Source organism: Pseudomonas sp. NPDC090208, from assembly GCF_044746785.1.
In the GTDB taxonomy this organism is placed as follows: domain Bacteria; phylum Pseudomonadota; class Gammaproteobacteria; order Pseudomonadales; family Pseudomonadaceae; genus Aquipseudomonas.
In genome coordinates this window covers 76,799-89,346 of the sequence record NZ_JBIVCU010000016.1, presented here as the reverse complement: position 1 = coordinate 89,346, position 12,548 = coordinate 76,799, and the positions used below count along the sequence as shown (strand labels likewise).

At 60.7% G+C, this 12,548-nt stretch carries 14 protein-coding genes; 9 read left to right on the top strand and 5 right to left on the bottom strand.

Annotated features, from left to right (window positions below; genetic code table 11):
- The first annotated feature begins 37 nt into the window (after window positions 1–37).
- The 4 genes from ACIPL0_RS23780 to ACIPL0_RS23765 all read left to right on the top strand — a co-directional run bounded on the left by ACIPL0_RS23780 (window position 38) and on the right by ACIPL0_RS23765 (window position 4,529).
- Entirely contained in the window at window positions 38–736 is a 699-nt protein-coding gene (locus ACIPL0_RS23780) for a VacJ family lipoprotein (RefSeq protein WP_400601319.1), read from the top strand.
- 136 nt (window positions 737–872) lie between these two features.
- Window positions 873–2,339, top strand: coding sequence for an ArnT family glycosyltransferase (locus tag ACIPL0_RS23775; RefSeq protein ID WP_400601317.1), 1,467 nt, complete (start codon window positions 873–875; stop codon window positions 2,337–2,339).
- A gap of 163 nt (window positions 2,340–2,502) precedes the next feature.
- Complete coding sequence (locus tag ACIPL0_RS23770; RefSeq protein WP_400601315.1) at window positions 2,503–3,108, top strand: FMN-dependent NADH-azoreductase; 606 nt, start codon at window positions 2,503–2,505, stop codon at window positions 3,106–3,108.
- 380 nt (window positions 3,109–3,488) lie between these two features.
- Entirely contained in the window at window positions 3,489–4,529 is a 1,041-nt protein-coding gene (locus tag ACIPL0_RS23765) for an alpha/beta hydrolase family protein (RefSeq protein ID WP_400601314.1), read from the top strand.
- Window positions 4,530–4,533: 4 nt separating this feature from the next.
- Here ACIPL0_RS23765 and ACIPL0_RS23760 read toward each other — a convergent pair whose 3' ends face one another.
- Window positions 4,534–5,430, bottom strand: coding sequence for a TIGR03915 family putative DNA repair protein (locus ACIPL0_RS23760; RefSeq protein ID WP_400601312.1), 897 nt, complete (start codon window positions 5,428–5,430; stop codon window positions 4,534–4,536).
- Entirely contained in the window at window positions 5,427–6,647 is a 1,221-nt protein-coding gene (locus ACIPL0_RS23755) for a putative DNA modification/repair radical SAM protein (protein ID WP_400601310.1), read from the bottom strand. Before ACIPL0_RS23755 ends, ACIPL0_RS23760 begins: the two co-directional genes overlap by 4 nt.
- 938 nt (window positions 6,648–7,585) lie before the next feature.
- Here ACIPL0_RS23755 and ACIPL0_RS23750 point away from each other — a divergent pair.
- Both ACIPL0_RS23750 and ACIPL0_RS23745 read left to right on the top strand, forming a co-directional pair.
- Entirely contained in the window at window positions 7,586–8,305 is a 720-nt protein-coding gene (locus ACIPL0_RS23750) for a FadR/GntR family transcriptional regulator (protein ID WP_400601308.1), read from the top strand.
- Window positions 8,306–8,560: 255 nt separating this feature from the next.
- Entirely contained in the window at window positions 8,561–9,310 is a 750-nt protein-coding gene (locus tag ACIPL0_RS23745) for a hypothetical protein (RefSeq protein ID WP_400601306.1), read from the top strand.
- A gap of 25 nt (window positions 9,311–9,335) precedes the next feature.
- On the opposite strand, the gene ACIPL0_RS23740 is transcribed toward ACIPL0_RS23745, so the two are convergent.
- Window positions 9,336–9,824: a cupin domain-containing protein gene (locus tag ACIPL0_RS23740; RefSeq protein ID WP_400601304.1), complete on the bottom strand. Its 489-nt coding sequence runs from the start codon at window positions 9,822–9,824 to the stop codon at window positions 9,336–9,338.
- Between the two features lie 256 nt (window positions 9,825–10,080).
- Between ACIPL0_RS23740 and ACIPL0_RS23735 the strand changes: the two genes are divergently transcribed.
- Together ACIPL0_RS23735 and ACIPL0_RS23730 are read left to right on the top strand one after the other, a co-directional pair.
- Window positions 10,081–10,473, top strand: coding sequence for an NUDIX hydrolase (locus tag ACIPL0_RS23735; RefSeq protein WP_400601302.1), 393 nt, complete (start codon window positions 10,081–10,083; stop codon window positions 10,471–10,473).
- A gap of 150 nt (window positions 10,474–10,623) precedes the next feature.
- Window positions 10,624–10,893, top strand: coding sequence for a hypothetical protein (locus tag ACIPL0_RS23730; RefSeq protein WP_400601300.1), 270 nt, complete (start codon window positions 10,624–10,626; stop codon window positions 10,891–10,893).
- A gap of 78 nt (window positions 10,894–10,971) precedes the next feature.
- On the opposite strand, the gene ACIPL0_RS23725 is transcribed toward ACIPL0_RS23730, so the two are convergent.
- Window positions 10,972–11,127, bottom strand: a complete 156-nt coding sequence (locus ACIPL0_RS23725; protein ID WP_400601298.1) for a hypothetical protein — start codon at window positions 11,125–11,127, stop codon at window positions 10,972–10,974.
- Between the two features lie 187 nt (window positions 11,128–11,314).
- Window positions 11,315–12,088, bottom strand: a complete 774-nt coding sequence (locus tag ACIPL0_RS23720) for a ParA family protein (RefSeq protein ID WP_400601297.1) — start codon at window positions 12,086–12,088, stop codon at window positions 11,315–11,317.
- A gap of 145 nt (window positions 12,089–12,233) precedes the next feature.
- On the opposite strand from ACIPL0_RS23720, the gene ACIPL0_RS23715 reads away from it, so the two are divergent.
- Entirely contained in the window at window positions 12,234–12,548 is a 315-nt protein-coding gene (locus ACIPL0_RS23715) for a hypothetical protein (protein ID WP_400601295.1), read from the top strand.

The following is a 12,548-nucleotide window of genomic DNA, read 5'->3' as shown; positions in this document are numbered from 1 at the left end:
GGGCATAGCGTTTTCCATTCATTCGAGAGTTGCTGCTATGTCCATGATCAATAGAGGTTTCACCGGGTGTCTGGCGCGGCTTTGCATCGTCGCCGGCGTAGGGTTTCCGCTGGCGGCTCAGGCATCGGACGACGATCCGTGGGAGGCAATCAACCGACCCATATACACCTTCAACGACACCCTCGACACCTACACGCTGAAGCCACTGGCCAAGGGGTACCAGTTCGTCACGCCGCAGTTTCTGCAAGACGGTATCCATCACATGTACAACAACATTGGCGACCTGAGTAACCTCGCCAACGATGTGCTGCAGGGCAAGGCACACGCTGCCGGTGTCGACACCGCACGCCTGCTGTTGAACACGCTGCTGGGGCTCGGCGGCTTTTTCGATGTGGGCACCAAAATGGGCCTGCAGCGTAACGACGAAGACTTCGGGCTGACCCTGGGGCACTGGGGCGTGCCCACCGGTCCCTACGTGATGCTGCCGTTCTTCGGGCCCAGCACCGTGCGTGACGGACTGGCGCTCTATCCGGACACCTACACCCAGCCGTACCGCTACATGAACGACATCCCCGCGCGCAACACCCTTTACGGCGGCAACATCGTGGACACCCGTGCGAGTCTGCTGTCGGCCGAGAAGGTGATTACCGGCGACAAATACACGTTCATCCGGAACGCCTACCTGCAAAGCCGGGAATTCAAGGTCAAGAATGGCAAGGTCGAGGATGATTTTTGAGCAGACAGCACAGTGGCGCGGCTTCATGAGCGCCACCGTGTAACCGCGCTGAACCTGGGTTCACGAGACCTTCATTTGACCCGTCTGACGCGCTCGGGCATACAGGTCCGATTCTCGTAAACGCAGTGAGGCGAAGATGCATACAGAAGGTGAGGCATTACAGTCGATGCCCGTGGCCCGACGAACCCTGGATTGGCCAACCCTGTGTGTGGCTGTCTGTCTTTTCCTGCTGTTTTACTGGGGCCTGGGAAACCTGCCGTTTTTGAGCGTCAACGAAGCCCGGCGTGCCGTGACAGCACGGGAGATGCACGAGGCCGGGCAATGGTTGCTGCCGTACATGAACGGCGAGCTGTATCTCGCCAAGCCTCCACTGTTCTATTGGCTGGCACTGGTCAGCACGTCCTTGCTTGGCAGTCTCTCGGAATGGAGCGTGCGCCTGCCTTCGGCATTGTTCGCGACGGTCTGTTGCCTGGTCTTGTATCGCCAGGCATGCACGTTCGCCGGGCGCCGGGTCGCGTTGCTGGCGGTCGTGTTTCTGGCAGCCAACGCCGGTTTCAGCCTGTTTGCCCGCCGCGCCGAAATTGAAATGACCCTGACCGGGCTGTGCCTGCTGGCCCTGTTTTGCGCCTGGCGCGTTCTGTTTGAACACGGTTCACGCACCTGGAGTTGGCTCAGCTACGGGTTGCTTGGCCTGGCGTTGCTGACCAAAGGGCCGGTCTGCCTGCTGTGGGTGACGGTGCCGATACTCGTTTATGCGCTGCTCACCGGTGATCGCCGGGCCCGGGCTTATCTGTGCGATGGCCGCGGCTGGCTGCTGGCGGTGCTGATTGGCGCTTCCTGGTATCTGGCAGTCTCGGTGCAGGAGGGCTGGGGCGTCTGGTCGGCCATCGTCAACGAAGACATCGTCAAGAAAATCAACGGTGAGGGGGCAGAGCCCTGGTACGCCTACCTGTTGTACCTGGCCGGTGATTTCTTTCCTTTCTGGCTGATCGTTCTGGTGCGGCCGCGCCAGTTCTGGCAGTCCATCCGGAAGAGCCCGCAGTTGACCCTGTTGCTGTGCTGCACCTGCGTACCGCTGCTGCTGTTTTCGCTGTTCACCGAAAAACACGCCAAATACCTGTTGCCGATTTACCCGGCCTTTGCACTGCTGCTGGCGTGGCGCTGGAACCAACTGTTGACCGAGGCCAGGCGTTCCTGGCAGCGCAGAAGCCTGTCTATCGTCCCGGCGCTGATGCTGGCTGGCTACGTCGTGTTTTACATGGGACTGGAAGCGCGAGTGTTTGCCCATCGCGTCGATGGCCTGATCCAGATAAAGGCTGCCACCGACGCACACCCGGGCGTACCGGCCTATGCGACAGGGGATGCCGATATCCGGCTGGTCTATTACATGGGACGTCCCGTCGTTTCGGTCAGCGAATCCCAGGTCAGCGGCCTGACCCACACGGCCGGTCTGTTGTTCGCCGTGGAACCGCTGCCGTCTGCGTTGCAGGCATGGCAGCCTTGCACCCTGACGCGGATCGAGTCGTATCTGAAGCCCGGGCGGGCGGCTGTGCTGATCGGGTTGGGTCCGTTATGCGCGGATTCGGGACAGATCCCGCAGTAATGTCGCGATCCAGAAAAACATCGAGAGGGTGCACTGAAAATGCTGACTGTCCTATGAGTGGGACGAACCATCACATTTTTGCCGACTAATCGACCATTGGTTTGCAAGGTAGGATGATCGCCATTCAGTCGCCAAGCGGCGATATTCACTCAGGAAGCCCGCTATGAAACTCTTGCACATCGACTCCAGCATCCTCGGCGATCACTCTGCGTCGCGCCAGTTGAGCCGTAGCGTCGTTGATTCCTTCGTCGCCACCGCGCCGGGCACCCAAGTGGTTTACCGCGACCTGGCCAACGAAGCACTGACTCACTTCTCCGGCGCCACCCTGGCCGCCGCCGGCACTCCGGCCGAAGGCCGCGATGCTGCGCAGAAACTGGAAGTGGAAACCAACGAAGCCACCCTGGAAGAGTTCCTGTCGGCCGACGTCGTGGTCATCGGCGCGCCGATGTACAACTTCACCATCCCGAGCCAGCTGAAAGCGTGGATCGACCGCATCGCCGTTGCCGGTCGCACCTTCCGCTACAGCGAAGCCGGTCCGGAAGGCCTGTGCGGCGGCAAGAAAGTGATCATCGTCTCCACCGCCGGCGGCCTGCACAGCGGCCAGCCAACCAGCGCCGGTCATGACGACCTGCTGAAAGTGCTGTTCGGCTTCCTCGGTGTGACCGACCTGCAATTCGTTCACGCTCAAGGCCTGGCCTACGGCGACGAGCCACGTGCCAACGCCATGACCAGCGCGAAGAAGCACATCGAAGAAACCCTGTTCGCCTGATCCCCGAAGCGGTAGCCCCCAGCGCTGCCGCCGCGGTTACCGAAAGCCCCGTTAGCCAGGACGCATGTCTTTGGGTAACGGGGCTTTCGGCATTTCCGTAGCACCGTTCAGCCTGGCGACAGGCTTTGCGCATTCTTTGCGGGCAAGATACGGCGGATGGCAGTAAAATTGCCCCCGACATCGGCCATCACTGCAGTTTGTACGGCCAACCGTTTTTATTTCTCTGAGCTTGGCCCGGCTTGTGCACTATTGACCTCAAAGCGACTCTGAATGTTATCGACAGCTTGCCTGTGAATAGCGCCAGACGCCGTTTTACGGGGGATGCGGGGCCTGCGGCGCATGACGCGCAGCGCAGGGTCAACAAGGTGAGGGGCATTGCAATGATGCGTCTTTGTGCAGTGATGGTAATTAGCCTGCTTGCCGGCCTGATTTCGGTGCAGGCCAGCGAGCGGGACGACTGGAGCGTGGGTTTCCACGAGCTGACGTTCCTCGATCCACTGGATTCGCGGCCCATGCACGCTTACGCGTTTTATCCGTCCACGGACAGTGAGCGGGTCACCCGCGTGCAGGGCTATCCCATCCAGGCAGCGCAAGACGCGAAAATCGCCATGGGGCGTTTTCCGCTGTTGATGCTGTCCCACGGCAACACCGGCACGCCGTTGGCCCAGCATGATCTGGCGACTTCGCTGGCGCGCAAGGGCTTCGTGGTGGTGGCAGTGTTTCATCCGGGTGACAACTATCTCGACCACAGCCGTCTGGGTGCCTTGAGCAACCTGTACGGCCGGCCATTGCAGATTTCCGAAGCGATCAGCGCCGCGCTGCTCGATCCGATGCTGTCGCCATACATCAGTGCCCGGCGGGTGGGCGTCATTGGCTATTCGGCCGGTGGTGAGACCGCGCTGATTCTGGCGGGCGCGCAGCCGGACTTGCAGCGCTTGCGTCAATACTGCATCGAGCGCCCTCAAGACCGCGACGCCTGCAAGACCCAGGGCGAGCTGCTGGCGGATCGCGACGACCTGCATGCCCAGGCCGATCCGCGTGTCGGTGCGTTGATGCTGATGGCGCCGTTGGGCCTGATGTTCGGGCGCAATACCCTGGCCGACGTGCATGTGCCGGTATTGATGTACAGCGGCGATGGCGACGAGTTGCTGGCCATCGACAAGAATGCCGCCGCACTGGCGCGCAAACTGCCGGAAGTGTCGGACTTCAAATTGCTGGCGGGCGCTGGCCACTTCGTGTTCATGGCGCCGTGTGACGACGAACAGCGGGCGACGCAGCCGGTGTTGTGTACCGATGCCATCGGTGTCGACCGTGAAGACATCCACCGCAACCTCAGTGCCGAAGCCGTGCGTTTCTTCGAAACCGCACTCGGCGCACCGACCAGCACCGCTGGCATGCAGACCGCCGTACACCGGCAGTAGAACGTTATTTCGAAGCGGCCGATGTCGGAAGTCGGCTGCCCGCACGGATCACTTTCCCCTGACGCCCGGCAATCTGCCGGGCTTGCCCGTCACGCTGCTTGCCGGTGCGGGCCTCGCTGATCAATGCCGGAATCAACGGCCCTTCAGGCAGGTTTTTCCAGAACCGCGTGGGCAGATGGCCCTGCATGACTTTCGGATTCAAACGAGCCGGATTGAAGATGTGGCTGTAATAGGTCAACCACAGTTCGCCGTGGGGATCGTCGGCGTTGCGAGCCAGTGCTTGCCAGGCGGCAGGGCAGCGACGTTGATGAATCAGCCGCTCGCCGTCGTAGAAGACACCGTCGTTGGGCGTCGCGATCATCCAGCGATGGCGGCCCATGCGCCCGATGAAATGCTCGCTGGCGCTGCGCAGAATGTCGTGGGCGGGTTCATGCCAGGCGACGTACTCCGGCAGTGTTTCGGTTTCCAGTAACGCGGCCTTGGCGCTCAGATCCTCACTGTCTTCGCTGACCGGCAAGGCGATGAAGCGCAAGAACGCATGCAGGTGATGGGCTTCGCGACTGACCCGTTTCAGTCGGCGATGCAGCTCGCTGCCCAGCCTGTCGCCGGCCAACATGGCGGTGCGGTCGCCATGACTGACCCGCCACAGCACCTCGTAAAGCAGACTCCAGCGCTGCTCGCCGCAATACTGCGCGGCGTTCTGCAACAGCTCCAGCAGCGCGAGCGGAATACGCGCCTGAAAGGGCCCGGGTTGCTGCGGATAGTGGCTGTCGCTGCCAAACAGATCGGCGTCCTGTTGCACGCTCCAGCTGACCTGATCCGGATCGATCTGGTGGCTGAGCAGCCAGCGTGCCTGTTGGCGCCAGGTGTCGAACTGGTCGTCGCAATCAAGAACGATCATGCCCACAACGCCATCTGTTGCGGTTGCGGGCGATCGCGCAACTGCTCGCGCAGCGCGCCACTGGTGCTTTCTGCCTGCCGCGGGTGGTAGTCGCTGGTGATGAAAAACGGTTTGGCCTTGGTCAGCACACAACGCAGTCGGGTCAGGTCTTCATAACGAATGCGCCGTTGCCGCCGCAACTCCACCAGCCGTTGGGTGGTACGAAGGCCGATGCCGGGAATGCGCGCAATCAGTGCCGGCTCGGCGCGATTCAGATCCAGCGGAAACACCTCGCGATGTTCCAGCGCCCACGCCAGCTTGGGATCGATGTCCAGCGCCAGATCGCCCGGCCCCTTGAGCAACTCGCCCGCGCGATAACCATAACCGCGCAACAGAAAATCGGCCTGATACAGGCGGTGCTCGCGCAGCAGTGGCGGGGCGGCGAGGGGAACGCTTTTCGGGCTGTTGGGAATCGGGCTGAACGCCGAGTAATACACACGCTTGAGGCGGAAGTCGCCGTACAGCGATTCGGCGGTGTGCAGCAGGGTGCTGTCATCGGTGTCGTCGGCCCCGACGATCATCTGCGTACTTTGCCCGGCCGGAGTGAAACGCGGCGCCCTGGGTTCGTTGAGTACGGTCTGCTGGCCGGTGAAGATGGTCTTCATCGCGTGCTTGATCGAGCCCATTTCCTTTTCCGGGGCGAGGGTTTGCAGGCCGAGCTGGGTCGGCAGTTCGATGTTGACGCTGAGGCGATCGGCGTAGCGCCCGGCTTCTTCGATCAGTGCGGGGTCGGCTTCGGGAATGGTCTTGAGATGGATATAACCGCGAAATTCGTGCTCTTCGCGCAGCAGCTTCGCCACGCGCACCAGTTGCTCCATGGTGTAGTCGGCGGAACGGATGATTCCGGAACTGAGAAACAACCCGCTGACGCAGTTGCGGCGGTAGAAATCCAGGGTCAGGGTGACCACTTCTTCCGGGGTAAAGCGAGCGCGGGGCACATCGCTGGAACGGCGGTTGACGCAGTACTGGCAGTCGTAGAGACAGAAATTGGTCAGCAGAATCTTCAACAGCGAGACGCAGCGACCGTCCGGCGTATAGCTGTGGCAAATACCCATACCGTTGCTCGAACCGATACCGGACTTACCCTCCGAACTGCGCTTGGGCGCGGCACTGCTGGCGCAGGAAGCATCGTACTTGGCGGCGTCGGCGAGGATGCTCAGCTTGTCGATCAACTGCATGGGAATTCTCGATACTGTTTTTATATACAGTAAAGCGTTCCCGCGAGGTCGACAAGCGCCGACTGGCTGAAATTCGCCAGACACTGCGCAAAACGGTGGGAGCGAACTCATCCGCGATGGGGTGTTCATGACGATGGATGTGTATCGCCTGGAAGGTCATCGCGAATGAATTCGCTCCCACAGTGGATCTTCGTTTGTCCAGGGATGCTGGCGGCATCTGGCAACACGCCTTCGCGGGCAAGCGCGCTCCTACAGGTACAACGTAAAACCATCCGAAGCAGTCCGGCTTGCCGGCGATGGCGATCTCAAGGACGCCTTCGCGGGCGAGCCCGCTCCCACAGGGAATGCGCACGCTTGGCTTGTGCTTTTCAGCTTTTGATCTTGGGGCCCCATCCCAGAAGGCCGAACGCAGGCGATGCGCAGTGGGTCGAGCGGCATGGATGCCGCGAGAGCCGCGTGGGCCATGGATGGCCCTTTCGCGGCGTGCCCACGGAGCATTGCCGGAGTGCGGGTATGTCGAGCCTGTGGCGAGGCACCGTATGGCGGGGTAAGAAGCCCTTGGCTGCTCTTGAAACAGAGAGGGGGGCTTTTCCAAGTAACTCGCCGTCAGGCGAAACAGGCTGCGTTAGCAGACCATGCAGTGCATCAGACACACCGCAGGCACAGGTTTTACGACGACTGCGTCGCCGCTCGCAGGACAAGCCAGCTCCTACATTTGACCGCGTAACGTGCCGAAGGCGAAACAGGCTGCGTTAGCAGACTCGGCGGAGTAACTGACACACCGCGTGCACAGGTTTTACGACGACTTCGGTCGGACGCGACCCCGGCGCGCTCGCAGGGCAAGCCAGCTCCTACAAGCTCCGCGTAACACCCTACAGTTTCAGAGCGCCACAAACCGCCTGTGATATGCTCCGGCGCAGTCCGACGGAACGTGATCCATGACCGCAGCCAGCCCCTCCACCGAACGCCGCCTTTACCAGATCATCGCCGACCGCCTGCGCGAGCACATCCGCAAGGATGGCATCAAACCCGGCACCCGCCTGCCGCCCGAACGCGACCTCGCGCAACTGCTGGGCGTGTCACGACCCTCCCTGCGCGAAGCGCTGATCGCCCTGGAAATCGAAGGCAGCGTCGAGATCCGCATGGGCTCGGGCATCTACGTCTGTGAACACCTGCTGGGCGTGAAAGGCAAAACCCTGACCCTCGGCGAAAGCCCCTCCGAACTCATGCAGGCCCGCGCGCTGATCGAAGGCGAAAGCATCATGCTGGCCTGCATTCACGGCACCAAGGCCGACTACCGCTACCTGCAGACCTGCATCGACAAGATGCGCGAGGGCGCGCTCAAGGGCGTGCCGGCGCTGGACGACGACCGCAAGTTCCATCAGCGTCTGGCAAAAATGAGCGGCAACTCGACCCTGCTGCGCATCATCACCTCGCTCTTCGAAGAGCGTTACAGCCCGCTCTCGGCGCACATCAGCGAACACTCGGAAAACCGCGAAACCTGGGCCACGGCGGTCGCCGAGCACGAAGCCATCCTGCAGGCTGTTCAGGCCCGCGACCTGATCGGCGCGCAAACCGCGATGCGCGAACATCTGCGCCGTTCCGAGGCGCGCTGGCTGGAAGGCATGGATGCCGAACAGCCGGTTTCCCGACCGTAACGGCGTCACTACCGAACCCGCCTGCTTTCAGGCGGGCAACCCCATAGCGTCCGGCTCGACACCATCCCTGTAGCCCTCCGGCTTGCCGACGTCAGCGTTTTCAAGAACACCGACGCTGACAAGCCAGGCTGCTACAGATTGCGTGACGTTCGCAGGACAGCGCTCATGCCGGACATCGCAAGGCCTGGCAAACATGGCTGGAACCCATGCGCACGTTTTGCCACTCAGGGGACGATCATCTCGCAGGAAGTCCCCATGAACAGCTACAACCTCACGACTCAACACGTTTCCACTGCCACGCCGCTGCAGAACGCTGCCCCGGTGGCGCCCAGCATGGCGGCCCACGACAGCCAGCCTCGTGATATCCAGGCCGCTTTCGCCCAGGGCGGCTTGCTGGTCCGCACGGTGACCAAAGCCAATGCCCATCATGAGTTGCATCACTGTGACGTCACGGTCGATGAGGCGAAGCAGCGCCATACCGACGGGGCCACGAGCCATGGCGGAATGCGCAAATGGACCCTGGGCCACACCGACCTGCGGCCAAACTATTACCTGCTGGGGGGAAACACAGGCTTTCCTCGGCACATGGCATTTCTGGCACTGCCTGAGAAAGTGGGTGAGCACGTTGTCGGTATTCACGACACGGATGCCAGTTCCGGTAATCCGCATGACAAACGCGCGATGCTTCCAGCCGACGCCCGGTTCGGCCTGAACAAGATGCTAGGCAGGCTCCAGGCCAATCAACAGGAGCGGCCAGACCAGCCTCTGATCACCAACGAAGTCCAGACCGTCGGGGTCAAGCCCGAAGCCATCGCCGGCATGTTGTTTCAGCCGAGCTCGAAGGCGCGGTCATGGGAAGCCGCCAGACAGGATTTCCAGACAGCGATCGATAGCGGGGGCGAGGAATTCGCCGGGCGCAGTTTTCCGGTGTTCAGCTACGCCACCGATGAACGATCCGGTAAGTCCGAACTGCGCCTGCTCGATACGTTGACCCGACAGGGTTGATCCAGCCCGTCTTGGGCAGGGTTGCTTACTGCTCGACTTTCACCAGCGGCGCATCCTTCTCCACGATATAGGTCGCCAGCTCCGAGCCTGTGGTGGTGCCGATGTTGGTCGCGACGTGGGCGGTGCCGGCCGGGATGTACAACGAGTCGCCGGCCTTGAGCGTGACGGTCGGCTGACCGTCGAGCTGGTACTGGAAGGTGCCGCTGATCACATGAGCCACTTCGACACCGGGGTGTGAGTGTTTCGGCGATGCGACGCCAGGTTCGAAGTCGACACGGACCTGAATGACCTCACGGTCGGCGACACCCAGGTCCTGACGCACGAGGTCGGTACGGTGCAGCCCGGTCTGCCAGCTTTTTGCAGCAGGCGGTTGTTGCGCGGCCTGTTGCGCCGCCTGGGTGACCGGCTTGTTGTCTTCAGCATGGGCGACACCGGTCAATGCGGCGAACGCGACGGCGGCGGCCAGTGCTGCGCCAGCGATTCGAGAGGACTTGTGAGGATTGGGGCGAGACATCGGTTTTCTCCAGTATGTGCATCACGAGAACCCGGAAGGTCCTGCTGGTGCGGTGAGGTCATACTGGTCGCGGGATGTATCTGCGAGGTGTCGGTCAACCCTTGTTTTGTATGCGCACGTAGCCAGTTGGCCGTGAGATACGCCGGGATACAGACCGTTGTCATCATTCGGACACCTTCTGCGGGTACCAATATCAGCCAATCGTGGATCATCGAAGTTCACGTCAGTGAGTTGAGACAAACGACAGGGCTGGCACATGAAAGTAATGGACGCCGAGACGGCAAAACGCAAAGGGATGAAGCGACGCGCAACGGTGATCTATCGCCACGAAGGTCAGATTCTGTTCGTGCGCAAGCGCCGCTCGAAATGGAACCTGCCCGGCGGACGCATCGAGCGCGATGAAACACCGATGCAGGCCGCTCTGCGAGAAATGTCCGAAGAAACAGGCCTGGCCTTGGGTGAGCTGGTGTATGTCTCCGAGTATCGCGAAGACGACGTCATCCACTTTCTGTTTGAAGCGCAGGCTTCGGTGCCGAAGAAGCCGCGCCCCGGCAATGAAATCGACCGGTGCCGCTGGATCAAGCCCAAGGATGTCGCCAAGCGCAATGTCCGCAATCCGATCAAGACCATTCTCAAGCGCTGCGCCTGACAGCGGGGCTGCTTCGATAAACAGGTTGCAGTTGCCGACAAGTCCTCTACCATGGCACCGCAGTTGTATGACCACCATCAGCACTGCTTCTCAGGACCTCTAGCCCGGCCTCTGCGGGTACAGGTCTGCTCACTTACAGGGATGTTATCGATGCCATCATCACTCGACGCACTGCGCAACCAGATCCTGGACGCGGAACCCGTGCTCAAGACCCTCGACGCCGAGATGGAGAAAATCCAGTTCGATCCGTTGATTCCCGCCAGCGTCGATGCTGCCAACGAAAAGATTGGCCGGGTGATCGAGACATTGCTGTCGGACTTCAAAGGCAACCCGATCTTGGGGCCGCTGGCCGTCGAATTGAAGGCGCAGTACCTGGAAGGCATCGAAGAGCAGGTCGCCGCCGCCCGCGCCGCCGCCTGACTTCCGGCAAAAAAGGCTGCCTCCAGGGCAGCCACTTGATGTCGACGCGATGCGGTGATGACGCCGGGTCAACGCATTTCAGAGCACGGGAATCACGTGGGGGGCTTCGAGCCTGGCTCTGAGCCGGTCGGCGAACGCTATTGCCTCGGTCATGCAGCGAAAGGCCACAGGATAGTCATTGAGCATTACCAGCCAGTCTGAGCCGCATACCGCTTTTTCGATTTTGATGATCATGTTCGCCCTCCGTCCGTTCAGTCGATGTTCATCGAAGAAAATCTGACCACTCGACGATGGTGGACCTTCGCCACGCCAGACAGGTTAGCGCGGCTTTTTGATTTTCTCCGAACAAAGCGACGATATGTGCTGTGTGCTCCGCGGCGGTTGATCTGCATCAGCATCGACGCAATCAAGGGCAGCGCACCTAGGCCGCGCGCTCCAGCGTGGTCAGCAATTCGACGAACTGTTGCGTCAATTTGTGCCGCGGGTCCAGATGGATCAACGGCAGCGATGCTTCGTGGGATTCGCGCATTTTCACCGAACTGTTCAGATAAACCGGCAATACCGGCAAACCTTCGGCGATCAGCTCGTTGATCAGCGTTTCGTGCAGGTTAGTGCGCGCGATGAACTGATTGACGACGATGCCTTCGACCGACAGCGATTCATTGTGATCGAGCTGCAACTCGGCCACCTGGGCGATGACGTTGTACAGCGCCTGACGGGAGAAGGTGTCGCAGTCGAAGGGGATCAACACACGATCGGCTGCGATCAACGCGCTGAAGGCGTAGAAGTTCAGCGCTGGCGGCGTGTCGATGTAAATGCGTTCGTAATCTTCCGACAGCTCCACCAGCAGCTTGCGCAATTTGTTGATCTTGAACTTGGCCTCAAGCTTGGGCTGCAAATCCGCCAGTTCGGCACTGGCGGTAATCAGGTGCAGGTTGTCATGGCCGGTCTCGCAGATTTCCACGCGATGCCTTTTGCTCGCCGGGCTCGACGACAGTGTCTGCTTGAAGAAGTCGGTGATCCCCACCGGGATGTCGTCGCCGGTCAGGCCGGTCAGATAGTGAGTGGAGTTGGCCTGAGCATCGAGGTCGACAAGCAGTGTGCGATAACCCTCGGCAGCACTGACCGCAGCGAGATTGCAGGCAATGCTGGATTTGCCAACCCCGCCTTTTTGGTTGAAGACTGCGCGACGCATGAGATAAATCACCCGCAAAAAAAGATGTCGATCATACCAGCGAAATATTTTGATTTATGTGGCAGGTAGCCTACCGTTACGTTTCAGTTTTAAGACAATGACGCTGCATTGCAGATACGCGGGGTCGGCTTAATGCCGACTCTCAATGAAGCAGCAGACAGAGACGCCAGCGATGCCATCTTCACCCGATGCGATGCGCGCCCAGATGCGTGAGGCCGAGCCGTTACTCAAGCGCCTGGATGATGAAATGGAAAATCTTCGTTTCGACCCGCTGATGCCCATCAGCGTGAGGGCGGCCCATGAGAAGGTCGACAGCGTGATCGATACGCTGTTGGCGGACTTCAGATCCAACCCCATCCTCGGGCCGCTGATCGAGGAATTGAAGTCGCAGTATCTGGAAGGCATCGATGAGCAGGTTACGGCCGCGAAAGCCGACAGCCTGGAGTACCTGTTTATTTGA